This is a genomic window from Bradyrhizobium sp. USDA 4341, from assembly GCF_054063755.1.
This window is the reverse complement of sequence record NZ_JBSSGO010000002.1, coordinates 6,695,511-6,711,512: the sequence shown is the minus strand read 5'-3', so window position 1 is coordinate 6,711,512 and position 16,002 is coordinate 6,695,511. Positions and strand designations below refer to the sequence as shown.

At 65.3% G+C, this 16,002-nt stretch carries 14 protein-coding genes; 4 read left to right on the top strand and 10 right to left on the bottom strand.

Annotated features, from left to right (window positions below; all coding sequences use genetic code 11):
- Positions 1-127: 127 nt before the first annotated feature.
- From ACVIGB_RS37675 to ACVIGB_RS37645, 7 genes are all read right to left on the bottom strand, one after another.
- The gene (locus ACVIGB_RS37675; protein ID WP_456718882.1) at positions 128-1,828 is read right to left on the bottom strand and encodes a vWA domain-containing protein; all 1,701 of its coding nucleotides are present in this window, start codon (positions 1,826-1,828) and stop codon (positions 128-130) included.
- A gap of 345 nt (positions 1,829-2,173) precedes the next feature.
- Entirely contained in the window at positions 2,174-3,085 is a 912-nt protein-coding gene (locus ACVIGB_RS37670) for a carbon-nitrogen hydrolase family protein (RefSeq protein WP_456718883.1), read from the bottom strand.
- Positions 3,086-3,172: 87 nt separating this feature from the next.
- Positions 3,173-3,700 carry a Tautomerase enzyme gene (locus tag ACVIGB_RS37665; RefSeq protein WP_176533657.1) on the bottom strand — a complete coding sequence of 176 codons (528 nt, stop codon included), beginning with the start codon at positions 3,698-3,700 and terminating at the stop codon, positions 3,173-3,175.
- 102 nt (positions 3,701-3,802) lie between these two features.
- Positions 3,803-4,828: a GlxA family transcriptional regulator gene (locus ACVIGB_RS37660; RefSeq protein ID WP_456718884.1), complete on the bottom strand. Its 1,026-nt coding sequence runs from the start codon at positions 4,826-4,828 to the stop codon at positions 3,803-3,805.
- 270 nt (positions 4,829-5,098) lie between these two features.
- On the bottom strand, positions 5,099-5,743 hold the full coding sequence (locus tag ACVIGB_RS37655) for a GNAT family N-acetyltransferase (RefSeq protein ID WP_456718885.1): 645 nt from the start codon (positions 5,741-5,743) through the stop codon (positions 5,099-5,101).
- Position 5,744: 1 nt separating this feature from the next.
- Positions 5,745-6,395 (bottom strand): 3-oxoacid CoA-transferase subunit B, encoded by a 651-nt coding sequence (locus ACVIGB_RS37650; protein WP_092123540.1) that lies wholly within the window; start codon positions 6,393-6,395, stop codon positions 5,745-5,747.
- A gap of 78 nt (positions 6,396-6,473) precedes the next feature.
- Positions 6,474-7,181, bottom strand: coding sequence for a CoA transferase subunit A (locus ACVIGB_RS37645; protein ID WP_092123538.1), 708 nt, complete (start codon positions 7,179-7,181; stop codon positions 6,474-6,476).
- 244 nt (positions 7,182-7,425) lie between these two features.
- Here ACVIGB_RS37645 and ACVIGB_RS37640 point away from each other — a divergent pair, with 244 nt between their 5' ends.
- The 4 genes from ACVIGB_RS37640 to ACVIGB_RS37625 all read left to right on the top strand — a co-directional run bounded on the left by ACVIGB_RS37640 (position 7,426) and on the right by ACVIGB_RS37625 (position 12,848).
- A complete protein-coding gene (locus tag ACVIGB_RS37640; RefSeq protein WP_456718886.1) occupies positions 7,426-9,390 on the top strand; it encodes an AsmA family protein in 1,965 nt (654 codons plus the stop codon).
- A gap of 176 nt (positions 9,391-9,566) precedes the next feature.
- Positions 9,567-10,952 (top strand): ABC transporter substrate-binding protein, encoded by a 1,386-nt coding sequence (locus ACVIGB_RS37635; RefSeq protein WP_456718887.1) that lies wholly within the window; start codon positions 9,567-9,569, stop codon positions 10,950-10,952.
- Between the two features lie 178 nt (positions 10,953-11,130).
- Entirely contained in the window at positions 11,131-12,000 is an 870-nt protein-coding gene (locus ACVIGB_RS37630; RefSeq protein WP_092123532.1) for a carbohydrate ABC transporter permease, read from the top strand.
- Positions 11,997-12,848 (top strand): carbohydrate ABC transporter permease, encoded by an 852-nt coding sequence (locus ACVIGB_RS37625; protein ID WP_092123530.1) that lies wholly within the window; start codon positions 11,997-11,999, stop codon positions 12,846-12,848. Before ACVIGB_RS37630 ends, ACVIGB_RS37625 begins: the two co-directional genes overlap by 4 nt.
- 101 nt (positions 12,849-12,949) lie before the next feature.
- Here ACVIGB_RS37625 and ACVIGB_RS37620 read toward each other — a convergent pair whose 3' ends face one another.
- From ACVIGB_RS37620 to ACVIGB_RS37610, 3 genes are read right to left on the bottom strand one after another with little or no spacing between them, the layout of a single operon-like run.
- Positions 12,950-13,765: an ABC transporter permease gene (locus tag ACVIGB_RS37620; protein ID WP_456718888.1), complete on the bottom strand. Its 816-nt coding sequence runs from the start codon at positions 13,763-13,765 to the stop codon at positions 12,950-12,952.
- Entirely contained in the window at positions 13,765-14,679 is a 915-nt protein-coding gene (locus ACVIGB_RS37615) for an ABC transporter permease (RefSeq protein ID WP_456718889.1), read from the bottom strand. The genes ACVIGB_RS37620 and ACVIGB_RS37615 overlap by 1 nt, the downstream gene beginning before the upstream one ends.
- Complete coding sequence (locus ACVIGB_RS37610) at positions 14,676-15,776, bottom strand: ABC transporter ATP-binding protein (protein ID WP_244549992.1); 1,101 nt, start codon at positions 15,774-15,776, stop codon at positions 14,676-14,678. The genes ACVIGB_RS37615 and ACVIGB_RS37610 overlap by 4 nt, the downstream gene beginning before the upstream one ends.
- Positions 15,777-16,002 lie beyond the last annotated feature (226 nt).

The following is a 16,002-nucleotide window of genomic DNA, read 5'->3' as shown; positions in this document are numbered from 1 at the left end:
GTGGGGGCTCTCTCCGCTAGTCGCATTGCGGAGGGAGCCCCCACCCGGATCGCATCCGAAGATGCGATCCGACCTCCCCCGCAAGCGGGAGAGGTACACCGTTTCCGTGGCCCGACCGTCCAGCTGACTACTGCTTGATCTCCAGAGTCTGGCGCTTGCCGGCGGCGATCGAGAACGGCTTTTCCGCCTTCTGGCCGTCGGCATAGGTGGCGACCGCGACGTAGTCGCCGGCGCTGAGCGCGACGTTGTAGGTCGCCTCATAGCTCACCGAGACGCGCTTGCGCTCGTCATTGATGTCGCGCTCGGCACCGTAGATGTCGATCTCCTGGGCGCCGTCGGCCTTGATCCCGACCACGCCGGCGTTGAGGTTGACGGTGATCCGGGTCGGCGCGCCGGACTTCACCTCCGCGCGCGCCGTGCCCTTGGCCTCGCCGACCGTCACCATCACCTCGTAGCTGCCGCCGGGCAGATCGAACTTCGATTCGGCGTCGTATTCCTGCGCGACCTTCTCGCCCTCGTCACCGTCAGCCTTCGCCGGCTGGCGCACGGCAACCACGAGGTCCTTCTCGACCTTGGGGCCGCCCTCGGCATAGGTGGTGGTGACGATCAGCTTGCCGACGTCGAGGGTGAGCTGGACGTTGCTGGAGTCACCCGCGGCGACCGAGAACGGCTTGCTGGTCTTCGACTGCCCCTTGGTCAGGGTCAGCGTATAATTGCCCGCGGCGAGCACGAAGCGCGGCACCGCGTCGTACTCCTGCGCGATCAGTCTGCCGCCCTTGTCGGAGACCTGCCAGACCACGTCGTCGACCTTGCCTGCGCCGCCGGCCACCGAGCCCTCGCTGGTGACGTAACCGGCATCGAGGATGACGTCGAGCATCGCGGGCTTGCCGTTCTCGACCTTGAGCGGAAACTCGCGCTTGAGCTGCCGGTAGCTCACCTCCACGATGTAATCGCCGGGCGCGATGTTGTCGGCGAACGGCGCACCGTAGAAGGTGTTGACATGCTCGCCCTTCTCGCCTCCGGCGCGCTTGTAGACGCCCCAGTTGACGTCCTCGTCGCTGACCGGATCGAGCCCTTCGGCGAGCCGTGCCACGCCGCGAAGGTTCTTGCCGAGATACGGATCGGCGGCCGCCGGCTTTGGCGGCGCCTCGCTTGCGACCTTGGTGCCTTGCGTCGCCGCCACCGCCTTGGTCAGCGCGCCGGTCAGGCTCGCGGCGTTGCCGGCATCGAGATAGACGCCGCCGGTCGCGCGCGCGATGCATTGCAGCTGGCTCTTCGCCGCGGGATCGGCGACGTCGAGGCCGATGACATGGGCGGTGAAGCCGATGCCGGCCTTCTTCAGCTCGGCCGCGGCCGCGCACGGATCCGGTGCGCAGGTTTCGATCCCGTCGGAGACCAGGATCACATTGGCCTTGTTCTCGGTCGAGTGCAGCGCCTCGGCGGCGGCACGGAGCGAATCCGAGATCGGCGTCTTACCCTTCGGGTTGATGCCGTCGATCGCGGCCTTGATCCGCGCCGGATCGAACTTGCTGACCGGCACCATCAGCTCGATGTCCTTGCAGTCACCCTTCGAGCGATGGCCATAGACCATCACGCCGAGACGATCGGCGGGATTCCATTTCGACAGAATGGCATCGACCGCCTGTCGTGCAGCGGAGATCTTGCTCTGCCCATCGACCAGGCCCCACATCGAGCCGGATGCATCGAGCACGAGAATGGTGTCGGTCCCCTGCGCTTGCGCCTGCGCCTGGGCGCCATGAAGTGACAGCAACGCCAGGCCAAGCGACAGCAGGCCGGCAACGAACGAGCGGCGAAATATTTGAATCACGGATCGATCCTCGATGATGGAGACAATCGGGGGCAAAGACGGCTGCGACGGCGCGGAGTGTCGTGAGATCATTCGCACCTTGCCACAGCTGCGCCCTCCTTCGATCCGGATTTTGTTTTTTGTTGGCCGGATTGCTGATGCGATACACTTCCGGCGTGCACGCGACGAAACGCCAAAATGTCTTTGATTGGCGTCACTTGCGTCCGAACATTTGGACTATTGCGACAAGCATTTGGCCTGATGCGACACGCAGATGACGACTAAATTGCTTCCAGAGTCGCGCGCGTCGGCGTGAGCGTCATCACAGATGACGCTGCTTTGCACGCTGCCGTGCACTAGATCGCACTACTCCCACATGTCCGGCGCGACGCGCCCGGCGAAGGCGCAATCGATGACCCGATCCTGTCGATCACGGTCGACGATCAGTCGCAGCAGGTCCGGGCGCGAGTAGTGGCCGCCGATATCGCATAGCGCCTTGGCGGCGAGAACAACCTCCCGCGATCCGTCAGCGATCAGGATGGTCTCACCTTGCGCCGGCCCCGCGATAATCTCACCGCGTGGATCGATGATCACGCTGTCGCCGCTGTACTCGATCGTCGACAGCTCGCGATAGCGTTCGGGCGTCGCCTCGTGCGACCGCATGCCGCCCACGGCGATGACGTAGCAACCCGCCTGGGACGCGAACGCGCGTGACAGCAGGAGCTGTCGCGGCCACAGCGGCGTGGGTGACGGCGGTGCCACGGCGGGCTCTCGTCCCGGCCACGCGGCGACGTGGATCTGCGTTCCCTGCGCCGCCAGCGCATAGCCGGGCAACATGGTGTTGTGCTCCCAGCAATTGAGCCCGCTGATCCTGCCATAGGGCCGCTCATGAACCCGCAGGCCGACCGCGTCGCCATCGGCCCACACCGAACGCTCGTTGAAGGTCGGCTTGAGCTTGCGATGACGGCCGAGAATCCGCCCCTCGCGGCCAATGAACAGAAGCGTGCAGTAGACCGTGCCCTTCGTTACTGCGTCGCGTTCGGCAACGCCGATCACGACATCGATCCCGGCGCCCTCTGCGGCATCGCAGAGCCGGTCGGTGGCCGGCGATGGAATCTCGACGGCGCTATCGAGATATTCCGCCATGGCGCGAAAGGTGCTCGGACCGGTCGGTGCATGACAGAAGAACGGATAGCCCGGCAGCCAGGTCTCGCCGAACGCGGCGATCGTTGCCCCCATGGCACCGGCCTCGCGGATCAGGCGACAGGCCTTCTCCACCGACGCCTCGCGATCGAACGGTACCGCGGCGGCCTGGATCGCCGCGAGCCTGAAAATGCGTGTCGATTGCCATGGCCGGGTGCCGCATCACGCGACGCCCTTGCGGGCGGCATCGAGCGCACCCGCAAGCAGCTCGAGCGCCTTGACGCGCCGTCGCCGTGCAAGGCGTTCTTCGCCGACCTTGCGTTCATGCTCGCCGGCGATGAAGGCCTGGATGTCCGGCAGCAGACGAATGACGCCGCGGCTGCCCCACTGGCCATCCGGTATCTCGGTCGGAAACACCCAGACTTGCGGCGCCACATCCTCGTACGAACCACCGTCAGCGCGTACCACGGCAGCGGTCACGTCCTTCACCAAAGCCGCACGCGAGACTTCGGTGTACTGCCCCTCGGGCACCGTCGGCACGATGCGATAGCGTGGCGACGGCGACGGCTCGCCCGCCACATAGACGGCGGCCGGCCGATGCAGGAACACGACGGTGACGCCTTGCGCAACCTTGTTGGCCGGGTCGAATCCCTCGTGACCGATCAGGATATCGCCGAGCTCCTTGATGAGCCGCGCTTCCGCTGCCGGCTTCAGGGCTCCTTCGGGAATTGTGACGTCGATCATCGGCATTGAGAGACCTCCTGTTGTTGCCAACATGAGGTCTATGCGCGAGGTGCTTCCGGCAGCAGTGGCAGTATCGCCATTCTCAGGGCAAATTCGGACACGGCGTCGTCAGCCGGCAGGCGCCATGCGCGCGGTGACACGCGCAAATCGGCGCTGGTATTCGCGCGGCGAAAGCCCGGTTTCGCGCTTGAACAGGCGGCGAAAGGTCGACAGATCGTTGTAGCCGACACGCGCACTGACCGCGTCGAGCTTCAGCCGCCTGGATTCGATCAGGCGCTTGGCCACATCGACGCGCAGCGCCTGCAGATATTGCAGCGGGGCCTCGCCGACCGCGAGCTTGAAGCGGCGGTTCAGGGTGCGTTCGCTGACCGAAAGGTCGCGGGCCAGCCTGGCGAGGCTGAAGCCCCGCTGCAGCGACTTCTCCATCAGGCTTTGCGCCTGCGCCACCAGCGCGTCGGAATGCTGGGTGTCGTGCGTGCGGCTAGCATAGGACGCCTGCGAGACGCGATTGCCGTCGATCAGCATCAGCTTGCCGGTCTCGGCGGCCAGATCGGCGCCGGCGAACTCCTCGACCAGCCGAATCGCAAGATTGAGCGAGGTGGTCACCGCGCCCGAGCAGACGATCCGGTTCTGCTCGGTGAGGATCTCGGCGACGCGCAGATCCACCGCCGGGTAACGCATCGCGAAGGTCCGCCCCTTCGCCCAATGGGTGGTCGCGACCCGGCCGTCGAGCAGGCCGGCTTCGGCGAGGATGAAGCTGCCGGTGCAATAGGATGCGAGCAGGGTGCCGCGCTCATGTTGCCGCCGCAGCGCGGCGAGCAACGGCTCGACCGTATCGAGCCGGGCGAAGAAGCGCTCGATGTCGCCGACGAACGGTCCGGGGATCACCACCGCATCCGCCGCAGACCGCGCGCTGATCGGTCCATCGACGCCGATGATTTGGCCGGACGCGGTCTGCACCGGCCGGCCATTGAGTGACTCGACGCGCCACCGCAGCTGGGACGGCTTGCCGTTGTGGCGCTGCGGCCGCTTCGCCGCCACCGAATTGGCGGCCGTGAACACGTCGACAATGCCCGCAACGCCCGAAGCGAGGATACCGTCATAGACCCAAATCCGGATGAGTGGCATGGCCATGTCCGATCTTGCACAGAATGGGGCAATTCTGCCATTGCGCGCGCGAGCCGGCAAGCGACGGGCGCCGCGCCTTGACGCGGATGTATGACTCATCGGCCAAGCAACACACTGTGTGTCGTCCCGGCGAAGGCCGGGACCCATAACCACCGATGCGAATTGTTATGCGCGATCGCAACGACGAGTCCCGCCTTTAACATCCGCCGCGGCGTATGGGTCCCGGCTTTCGCCGGGACGACAGATGCATATGCGGCACCGTTCGCCGGGACCCCCTCAGATCTCCCGCGCAAATCGGCGAAAGCCCGGCGCGCCGGTCAGCGCCTCGAATGCCGCGTCGCGCTTCTCTTCGGCGAAGGCAAAGCTGGCTTTGGTGTAGCAGCGCTCGGCCGCGTGGTTGCCGATCACGAACGAGATCGATGCCCGCGAATAGCCGGCGGTGTTGCCGTCGGCGAGGGCGCGGGCGATCAGGGCCTGCACCAGGCCGCCGCCGCGATGCGACGCTTCGGCTGCGACGTGCTCGATCAGCCAGTCGCCCTCGCCGCCCTGAACCCAGCAATTGCGGGCATAGCCGCCGCGCGCGACGATGCCGTCAGCATCGGCACCGGTCTCGGCCGCGACCTCCTCGATCGCCGCGCGTGCGGCGACGACCGTTCCGGATGCAGGCATGGCGCACAGCGCGGCAGCCGGCACACCGTCGACCTCAGCAATCAGGAAATGGGCGACATGGTACCATGACCGCACCCGCGCCACGGCGAGCCGCGCCATGAACGCGAGACACTCCCCCTCCGGCCGGTCGAGCGCGATGTCGAACCAGCCGCGCGGCAACGGGCCGCGCTGCGCGGCCAGCACGATGCGGGCGATGAAGCTGGCGTCGTCGGATCGTGCGGGACGGATCGTGGATCGCCCCGCACTACACATCTCAGGTGTTCGTCAGCGCGACGCGGAATTCCGCCTCGGTCTTGGCCTTGACCTCGTCGAGCGTGACGCCGTCGGCGAGCTCGATCAGCGCCATGCCGTCCTTACCGTGCTTGTCGATGGTGAACACCGCAAGGTCGGTCACGACCATGTCGACCACGCGCTCGCCGGTCAGCGGCAGATTGCACTGCTTGAGCAGCTTCGCGCCGTCCTTGGCGGAATGCTCCATCACGACCACGACGCGCTTGACGCCGGCGACGAGGTCCATGGCGCCGCCCATGCCCTTCACCATCTTGCCGGGGATCATCCAGTTGGCGAGGTCGCCATTCTGCGCCACCTGCATGGCGCCGAGGATCGACAGATCGATATGACCGCCGCGCACCATGCCGAAGGAATCGGCCGACGAGAAATAGCTGGTCGACGGCAATTCGCTCACGGTCTGCTTGCCGGCATTGATGAGGTCGGCATCCACCTCGTCCTCATAAGGGAACGGTCCCATGCCGAGCATGCCGTTCTCGCTCTGCAGGTTCACGTCGACGCCGTCGGGGATGTAGTTCGAGACCAGCGTCGGGATGCCGATGCCGAGATTGACGTAATAGCCGTCGCGCAACTCCTTGGCGGCGCGGGCGGCCATCTGTTCACGGGTCCAGGCCATGAGGCTCTCCTGAAGAGTTATGTCTTAGTTGCGCATGATCTTGCCGGAAAACCGGTGCCCGGTTTTCCGGATCATGCGTTAAGCGGCGGGCCGCGGACGGGTGTTGCGGAACTCGATCCGCTTCTTGCCGGTCCCGACCTCGATGATGCGTTTGACGAAAATGCCGGGGGTGTGGATGTGGTCCGGGTCGATCTCGCCGGCCGGCACCAGATGCTCGACCTCGGCGACGGTGACCTTCGCGGCGGTCGCCATCATCGGGTTAAAGTTGCGCGCGGTCTTGCGGTAGACGAGGTTGCCGGCGGTGTCGCCCTTCCAGGCGTGCACGATGGCGACGTCGGCGAACAGGCCGCGTTCCATGATGTACTTCTCGCCGTCGAATTCCTTCACTTCCTTGCCTTCGGCGATCAGCGTGCCGACGCCGGTCTTGGTGTAGAAGGCCGGGATGCCGGCGCCGCCGGCGCGGATGCGCTCGGCCAGCGTGCCCTGCGGGTTGAACTCGAGCTCGAGTTCGCCAGCGAGATATTGCTGGGCGAACAGCTTGTTCTCGCCGACATAGGACGAGATCATCTTCTTGATCTGGCGCGTCTCCAGCAGCCGGCTGAGGCCGATGCCGTCGACGCCGGCATTGTTGGAGACGACGGTGAGGCCCTTGACGCCGGAATCGCGGATCGCGTCCGACAGGGTCTCGGCGATGCCGCAGAGGCCGAAGCCGCCCGACATGATCATCATGCCGTCCTTGAGGAGACCATCGAGTGCCGATTTGGCGTCGGGATAAACCTTGTTCATGCAATGAATACCTGATGGAGGGCGCGGAACGGCTCTGTCCAGCGGATTATTAGGCGAAATCTTCGCAATGCGTCAATCACGGCCCCGTGCGGCGACGGGCGGCGGCCTGCGACATCAACATGGCCTTGAAAGCGACAAGAAAACCCTTCAAGTTGCGTGGGTTGGCACCGGCTTCCATTGCGCAGCCGGCAGTGTTCGACGACGACCCGACAAAACTCAACCCGACCCGGATATGTCATTGACGATGGCCCAAGGAATTAAGCGCCTGGGGATGCCGATCGCGGCGCTTCTCGGCCTGGCGCTCGTGGGGCTGGTCGCAACGTCCTGGTTCCTCAACCGGGACGCGCTGCGGAGCGCGGTGGAAGCGCAGATTCGCGCCGTGACCGGGCTCGAGCTCGTCGTCAACGGGCCGATCGACGTTTCGGTGTTTCCCGGCAGCTATGTCTCCTTTCACAATGTCGGGCTGAAGGGCGCCGATACCACCGATCCGGCCTTGCAGGTCGACGTGCTGACCGCGAACCTGCGCCTGCTGCCGCTGTTGCTGCGGCGGTTCGAGATTGCCGACGTCATGATGCTCCGCCCGCACATCCATGTGGTTCGCGACGGCGCCGGCGAAAGCAACTGGACCCCGTTCGTCGAGACCATCGCCAAGACGATGACGCCCGGCGCCGAGAACCAGGTGTCGTTCTCGGAAATCCGGATCCAGGACGGCGAGCTGAATTACGAGGACGGGACCAACCACATCTCCGAACAGCTCGGCGATATCGATCTTTCGCTGGCCTGGCCTTCCATCTCGCGTTCGTTTGCCGCAACCGGCCAGTTCGACTGGCGCGGCGAGCGCGTCGACGGCTCGATCAGCGCCAGCGATTTCGTCGCGCTGCTGTCCGGCGACCGCTCCGGCCTCAAGGCACGGCTTGCCAGCGCGCCGCTGAAGATTGCGTTCGACGGAACCGTCGCCAACCGCACCAGCGTGATGATGGAAGGCACAGCCACGATGGACTCACCGTCGCTGCGCAACGCGTTGCGCTGGATGGGCCAGGCGCCGCCCGGCGGCGGCGGCGGCTTCGGCCGCTTCGCACTGAAGGCTCGCGCCAATGTGGTCGGCGGCTCGGTCGCGCTCACAAATGTCAATGTCGAGCTCGACGGCAACGTCGCCGAGGGCGTGATGACCTACGCCAATAACGGCCGGCAGACGCTGCAGGCGACGCTTGCCGCCGGCAATCTCGATTTCACGCCCTACATCTCGACGTTCCGCCTGCTGGCCAGCGGCCAGCGCGACTGGAACAGGCAGCTGTTCGACCTCTCCTCGCTGTCGTCGACCGATCTCGACATGCGCCTGTCGGCCGCCAAGGTGACGGTCGGCCCGTCCAAGCTCGGCCGCACCGCGTTCGGCGCCAATCTGCGCGGCGGCGCGCTCGCGCTCAGCGTCGGCGAGGCGCAGATGTATGGCGGCATCGCCAAGGGCTCGTTCGCGATCGCGCGCTCGGATGCGGTCGCCGACGTCAGGGCGCAATTCCAGTTCACCGATGTCGATCTGCAGGCCTGTGCCAGCGAACTGTTCGGCATCAACAAGCTGTCCGGCCGCGGCAACCTCAACGTCTCGCTGACGGCTTCCGGCTCGAGCCCGTTCGGGCTCGCGTCGTCGCTGGACGGCACCGCGACGTTGAACGGGCACGACGGCGCGATCGCCGGCTTCAATGTCGAGCAATTGCTGCGGCGGCTGGAGAAGCGGCCGCTGTCCGGCGGCGGCAATTTCCGCTCCGGCTCGACGCCCTATGACAATCTCAGCGTCTCGGTGAAATTCGCCGACGGCGTCGCGACCGCCGACGACATCCATGTCGAGAGCCCCGCGGCGAAGATCACGCTGACCGGCACCGCCTCGGTGCCGTCGCGCGAGTACGATCTCAAGGGCGTCGCCAGCCTGACCTCGGCGGCTGCGGGCAGCACCGCGTTCGATCTGCCCTTCGTGATTCAAGGCCCGTGGGACGATCCGCTGATCTTTCCCGATCCGGAAAGCCTGATCCGCCGCTCGCCGGCATCCGCCCCGCTGCTCGACGCCGTGAAGGATCGCAAGACCCGCGACGCGGTGCGCTCGGTGATCGAGCGCTTCACCGGCGGAGCCGCACGGCCCGCGGCCGCGCCCGACGCCGCGGCCGGCGCACCCGCCAACGCACCGGCGACAGCGGCCGAGAATGCCAAATCGAACTGACCACAGTCGAACTGATCGATCCATTCACTTTCCGCATCAATGCGGCGCGACTGATCCACGCTCTCCCGCGAGCCCCCTACAGAAGTCGTCGATGCGGCATCTTTATCGGGTCACGGGCATGCGCTAGTGTTTTCCCCAACCGGTTAAAAAAGCCGGCCTCATGAGGGGAGAAGAACGTGAGATCCAAGGTTATCGGTGCGCTATCAATGGCGGTCGCTGCGGTCGGCCTGTTCGCCGCAACTGCACCCGCTCTGGCCCAGGGCAAGACGATCACCGTCTGGTGGGGCAAGGGATTCTACAAGTCCGAAGACGACGCGCTGCTCGATACGATCAAGAAATTCGAAGCCAAGACCGGCATCAAGGTCGAACTGTCGCAATACGCGATCCAGGACATGATTCCGAAGACCGTTGCCGCGCTGGATTCCGGCACCGTGCCCGACGTCGCCTATTCCGACACCTACGATGTGCAGGCCCAGGGCAAGTGGGCCTTCGAGGGCAAGCTCGAAGACCTGTCCGACATCATGCTGCCGATGAAGGACGCCTTCGCGCCGAACACGCTGGAAGCGGCCCTGCTCTACAATGACGTCACCAAGAAGAAGTCCTATTACGGCTTCCCGCTCAAGCAGCAGAGCATGCACGTCCAGATCTGGGGCGACATGCTGGAGAAGGCCGGCTTCAAGGCCGATGACATCCCGACCAAGTGGGAGGATTACTGGACGTTCTGGTGCGACAAGGTGCAGCCGGGGATCCGCAAGGCGACCGGCCAGCGCATCTACGGCGTCGGCCAGCCGATGGGCGTGGAATCCACCGACTCGTTCCAGTCGTTCTACACCTTCATGGACGCCTATCACGTCAAGCTGGTCGACGATGACGGCAAGCTGCTGGTCGACGATCCCAAGGTGCGCGACGGCCTGATCCACGCGCTGAAGGATTACACCGACACCTACATCAGGGGCTGCACGCCGCCCTCCTCGACGACCTGGAAGGACCCGGACAACAACGTCGCCTTCCACAACAAGACGATCGTGATGACCCACAATTTCACCATCTCGATCGCGGCGAAGTGGTTCGAGGATTCGACCAACCCGGCGCTGACCGACGCGCAGCGCGCCGCCGGCAAGCAGGCCTACGAGCACGACATCATCACGGCGTCGTTCCCGAAGGCGCCGGACGGCTCGACGATCCGGTACCGCTCCGACGTCAAGACCGGGCTGATCTTCGCCAACGCCAAGAACAAGGCGGAAGGCAAGCAGTTCATCAGCTTCCTGATGCAGGAAGACAACGTCCGGCCCTATATCGAAGGTGCGCTCGGCCGCTGGTTCCCGGTGACCAAGGCCAGCCAGGCGAGCCCGTTCTGGCAGGCCGACCGGCATCGCAAGGCGGTCAGGAATCAGTTCACCGGCGGCACCGCACCGTTCGACTTTACCAAGAACTGGAAGTTCACCATCCTGAACAACGAGAACGTCTGGGCCAAGGCCATGAACCGCGTCGTCAGCGAGAAGGTGCCGGTGGACAAGGCCGTCGACGAACTGATCGCCCGCATCAAGCAGGTCGCGGGGTGACGTTGCGAGACCGGCTGCCGCAGCACATTTCCCTGGTCGTCCCTGCGAAAGCAGGGACCCATACGCCGCGGCGGTCGTTTTCGAGAATACTGGTCGACGGCTTTCGCACAACGACGAAAGCCGGTGGTTATGGGTCCCTGCTTTCGCAGGGACGACAGCGGGGTGTAGGGTAACGTATATGGCGATCACGCTCTCCGCATCCGATGTCCCCTCGCCGCCACTGTCGGCGCGGCTGTCGCCGCCGCAGGTCTGGGGCATCGTGCTGCTCGTGCCCTATCTGCTCGTCTTCCTCGCCTTCGTGGTCTATCCGGTCGGCTACGGCCTGTGGCTGGCGCGTCATCCGTCGAGCTATGTCGCGCTCTACAACGACCCGATCTTCGCGCGCGCGGCTGTCAACACGCTGATCTTCCTGGTCATCGGCATCAACATCAAGATGCTGATCGCGCTGTTCCTGTCCGGCTTCTTCGCCCAGCAGCGGCCCTGGATCAGGTGGCTGTCCGTCATCTTCATCCTGCCCTGGGCGGTGCCGTCGATCCCGACCATCCTGTCGGTGCGCTTCATGCTCAATCCCGAATGGGGCGTGGTCAACCAGCTGATCTTCAAGTTCACCGGCGACGACGGCCCGAACTGGCTGAACGATCCGGCGGTCGCGCTCGCGATGGCGATCGGCGTGCACATCTGGAAATCGCTGCCGTTCTGGACGCTGATCCTGCTGACCGGGCGGCTCGCCATCCCGCACGATCTGTACGAGGCATCCGACGTCGACGGCGCCAATTGGTGGCAGAAGTTCCGCTACATCACCTGGCCGTCGATGCAGACGCTCTACATCACCTGCACGCTGCTCTCGATGATCTGGACGCTCGGTGACTTCAACAGCGTCTATCTGCTCACCGGCGGCGGGCCCGCCGACCTCACCCACGTGCTGTCGACCCTCGGCATCCGCTATCTCAGGCTCGACCAGCTGTCGCTGGCGATGGCCTCGATCGTCTGCGCGATGCCGTTCGTGCTGCCGCTGGTCTATTACATGATGAAACGGTTGTCGCGATGAAGCTGCCCACCCTACGCGAAGTCGGCACCGAAGCCAAGCTGCTGCTGATCGGCATCCCGGTCTTCATCTGGACCATGATCCCGATCTACCACATGTTCGTGTTCGCGATCTCGCCGAAGGAGGACGCGTTCACCGGCAAGCTGTGGCCGACGCATCCGACGCTGCATAATTTCTCGATCGTGTTCCACCAGCAGCATTACTTCCTGCGCGACTTCTGGATCCAGTTCTGGAATTCGGCCGTGATCGCGGTGGCCGTCGGCGCGCTGACGCTGTTCGTCGCCACCGCCGCGGCATTCTCGATCTCGCGGCTGCGCGTGCCGGGCGGCCGGGCGGTGATGAACCTGGCGCTGTTCACCTATTTCATCCCGGCGGCGTTCCTCGCCGTGCCGATGTACCGCACCATGGGCACCTACGGCCTGCTCAACAATCACTGGTCGCTGATCCTGGCGATGGTGACGATCGCCGCGCCCTACGCGATCTGGGTACTGAAGCAGGCCTCCGACAAGCTGCCGGTCGAACTGGATGAAGCCGCGACGATGGACGGCGCCACCACGCTGCAACTGTTCCGCCTGGTCTATGTGCCGTTGATGATGCCCTCGCTGGTCGCGGTCGGCACCTATGCGATCCTGCTCGCCTGGAATGAATATCTCTACGCGTTCCTGCTGCTGTCGAAGGACACCGACATCACCTTGCCGGTCGCGCTCGGCAACTTCCTCGCCGCCGACGACTCGCCGTGGGAGCTCTTGATGACCACCGGCTTCATCTACGCGCTGCCACCGGCCGCGGTGTACTACGCCTTCAAGCGTTACATGGTCGGCGGGCTGACGGCCGGCGCGGTCAAGTCGTGAGGCTTACAGCGCGTTTTCGAGCGAAGTGGACACCGGTTCGCGTGAAGAAACGCGCCAAAATAGGAATCTAGAGCTTCGGTTCTGAGATCAGAACCGAAGCTCTAGAGCGGCGCGGCGCTCTCGCTGCGCGCGCTCGACAGTTTCGAGGCGAACGAGGCGACCACGATGATCACCGCGATCAGCGCGATCACCAGCGTGCAGATCGCGTTGATCTCGGGCTTCACGCCGAGCCGGACCTCGGAATAGATGCGGATCGGCAGCGTCGCCGAACCGGGACCGGTGGTGAAGCTCGCGATCACGACGTCGTCGAGCGACAGCGTGAAGGCCAGCATCCAGCCGGCTATGATCGCCGGCACGATCAGCGGCAGCGTCACCAGGAGGAACGCGCGCACCGGATCGCAGCCGAGGTCCATCGCGGCCTCCTCCAGGCTGCGGTCGAGGGTGGCCAGGCGCGACTGCACCACGACGGTGACGAAGCACATCGTCAGCGTGGTGTGGGCGATCGTCACCGTCCAGAAGCCGCGTTCGGCATTCAGCGCCACGAACAGCAGCAGCAGCGACAGGCCGGAGATCACCTCCGGCATGACCAGCGGCGAATACAGCATGCCGGAGAACAGCGCCCGCCCCCGGAACCGCTCCCCGCGCGCCAGCCCGACCGCCGCCAGCGTGCCCAGCAATGTCGCCAGCGTCGCCGACACCGCGGCGACCGACAGGCTCATCCACGCCGCCTCCAGCATGGCGCGATCGCTAAAGAACTCGTGGTACCAGCGCAGCGACCAGCCGCCCCACACAGTCACCAGCCGCGAGGCGTTGAAGGAGTAGATCACCAGGATGACGATCGGCAGATAAAGGAACGCAAGCCCGAGCGCCAGCGACGTCATGTTGAAGCGCGTCAACCTGGTGACGTTGCCAGTCATCAGCGATTACTCTCGAGCTGGCGGCGCTGCAGGCGGTCATAGAGCACGAGCGGCGGCACCAGCAGCAGCAACAATGCGACCGCCGCGGCTGACGCCACCGGCCAATCCTTGTTGGTGAAGAACTCGAGCCACAGCGTCTGCCCGATCATCAGCGAGTTGGAGCCGGCAAGCAGATCGGGGATCACGAACTCGCCGACAATCGGAATGAAGCAGAGCAGCGCGCCGGCGCCGACGCCCGGCAGCGACAGCGGGAACGTCACCAGCCAGAACGCCTGCAGCGGCGAGGCGCCGAGGTCGCCCGCGGCCTCCAGCAGCGACGCATCCATCTTCGAGAGCGTCGCATAGAGCGGCAGGATCATGAACGGCAGATAGGAATAGACGATGCCGAGATACATCGCGCTGTCGGTCGACAGCCAGACCACCGGCACGGACACGATATGCAGCGCCAGCAGGATCTGGTTGAGCAGGCCGTCATGCTGCAGGATGTTGATCCAGGCATAGATCCGGATCAAAAACGAGGTCCAGAACGGCACGATGACCAGCATCATCGCCACGCCCTGCCAGCGCTGCGGCAGCCGCGCCATGCCGTAGGCAATGGGATAGCCGATCAGGAGCAGGATCAGCGTCGAGGTCACGGCGACGACGAGGCTGCGCAGATAGGACAGGATGTACAGATTGTCCTGCAGCAGCAGGCGGAAATTATCGAACGACAATTGCGCAAAGGCGGCCGCCAGCGCCGCGCGGCCTTCCGTGAAATCGAACACCGGCGTATAGGGCGGCTGCGCGATCGCGGTCTGCGACAGGCTGATCTTCAGCACGAAGCCGAACGGCACCAGGAAGAACAGCACCATCCAGAGATAGGGCGCGATCGCGGCGAGCCGCGCCGGCCGGGCGAAGATGCGGCGCGCGCTCATTGCTCGAGCACCAGGCAGTCGTCGGCGGTGAACCACGCCACCACCCGCTGGCCGGCGAGATAGGCGTCGACATCGAGCCGCGCGGTGTTGGCCATCGACGAGCGCACCACCGCGCCCGTCTCCAGCTTCACCCGGTAGCTCGTCACGCCGCCGAGATAGTTGACGTCGGTGACGACGCCCTCCAGCCGGTTGATCGTCTGCGATGCACCCGCGTCCAAGGCCGGTGCGCGGCGCGACAGCTTGACCTTCTCGGGGCGGATCGCGACGCTGACGACCTCCTTGGTCACCGGCGGCCACAGCTCGCTGACCGCGAGCGTGCCTGCTTCCGCGGTCGAGACCGTCAACCGTCCATTCTCGCGGGCGGCAACCTGGCCGTTGAACAGATTGATGTCGCCGACGAACCCGGCGATCCAGCGCGACGCCGGCGCCTCATAGAGATTGCGCGGGGTGGCGACCTGGACCAGACGGCCGGCATCCATCACCCCGATCCGGCCGGCCATCGTCATCGCCTCCTCCTGATCGTGAGTGACGATGATGAAGGTCATCCCGAGCCGGCGCTGCAGCTCCATCAGCTCGCCTTGCGTGCTCTCGCGCAGCTTCTTGTCGAGCGCGGCGAGCGGCTCGTCGAGCAGCAGCACCTGCGGGCGGCGCGCCAGCGAGCGCGCCAGCGCGACGCGCTGCCGCTGTCCGCCGGAGAGCTGGTCGGGCTTGCGCTTCTCGAGCCCCTCAAGCTTGACGAGCGCCACCATCTCGGCAACGCGGGTCGCGATATCGCGACGCGCCATGCCGGCGCGCCTCAGGCCGAAGGCGACGTTGTCGCGCACCGACAGATGCGGGAACAGCGCGTAGTTCTGGAACATCATGTTGACGGGCCGCTCATGCGGCAGCACCTGGGCGATGTCGTTGCCGCCGAGCAGGATGCGGCCCTCGTCCGGGGTCTCGAAGCCTGCGAGCATACGCAGCAGCGTTGTCTTGCCGCAGCCGCTCGGGCCGAGCAGCGCGAAGAACTCGCCGGCGCGGACGTCGAGCGAGAGCCGGTCGACCGCGCGGAAATTACCGAACGACTTGGCGACGCCCTCGATCCGCAGCAGCGGCATGTCCGAGACGGCCGGTTCAGGCAACGGCTTTGCCGCCTCCCCACTCGCTTCGCCCGATGTCACGTCAAGAAGCCCCGATTCCCCGCAAGGTCCAATCCTGGCGGCAAGCTAGCGGCGGATCGCCACCGGCTCAACCGCCCCACGGACATCTCCCGCAATATTGTCGACGTCAGCGCCCCTGGCAGGGTGTGTACTCACCAACGCGTTGCGTCGGCTTTGAGGTACA

What these genes read in the sequence shown, in the direction of transcription:
- ACVIGB_RS37665 (WP_176533657.1), bottom strand. Translation starts at nt 3,700, where the DNA reads ATGCCGATGATCGACGTCACAATTCCCGAAGGAGCCCTGAAGCCGGCA.
- ACVIGB_RS37660 (WP_456718884.1), bottom strand. Translation starts at nt 4,828, where the DNA reads ATGGCCATGCCACTCATCCGGATTTGGGTCTATGACGGTATCCTCGCT.
- ACVIGB_RS37655 (WP_456718885.1), bottom strand. Translation starts at nt 5,743, where the DNA reads ATGTGTAGTGCGGGGCGATCCACGATCCGTCCCGCACGATCCGACGAC.
- ACVIGB_RS37650 (WP_092123540.1), bottom strand. Translation starts at nt 6,395, where the DNA reads ATGGCCTGGACCCGTGAACAGATGGCCGCCCGCGCCGCCAAGGAGTTG.
- ACVIGB_RS37645 (WP_092123538.1), bottom strand. Translation starts at nt 7,181, where the DNA reads ATGAACAAGGTTTATCCCGACGCCAAATCGGCACTCGATGGTCTCCTC.
- ACVIGB_RS37640 (WP_456718886.1), top strand. Translation starts at nt 7,426, where the DNA reads ATGGCCCAAGGAATTAAGCGCCTGGGGATGCCGATCGCGGCGCTTCTC.
- ACVIGB_RS37630 (WP_092123532.1), top strand. Translation starts at nt 11,131, where the DNA reads ATGGCGATCACGCTCTCCGCATCCGATGTCCCCTCGCCGCCACTGTCG.
- ACVIGB_RS37625 (WP_092123530.1), top strand. Translation starts at nt 11,997, where the DNA reads ATGAAGCTGCCCACCCTACGCGAAGTCGGCACCGAAGCCAAGCTGCTG.
- ACVIGB_RS37620 (WP_456718888.1), bottom strand. Translation starts at nt 13,765, where the DNA reads ATGACTGGCAACGTCACCAGGTTGACGCGCTTCAACATGACGTCGCTG.
- ACVIGB_RS37615 (WP_456718889.1), bottom strand. Translation starts at nt 14,679, where the DNA reads ATGAGCGCGCGCCGCATCTTCGCCCGGCCGGCGCGGCTCGCCGCGATC.
- ACVIGB_RS37610 (WP_244549992.1), bottom strand. Translation starts at nt 15,776, where the DNA reads ATGCCGCTGCTGCGGATCGAGGGCGTCGCCAAGTCGTTCGGTAATTTC.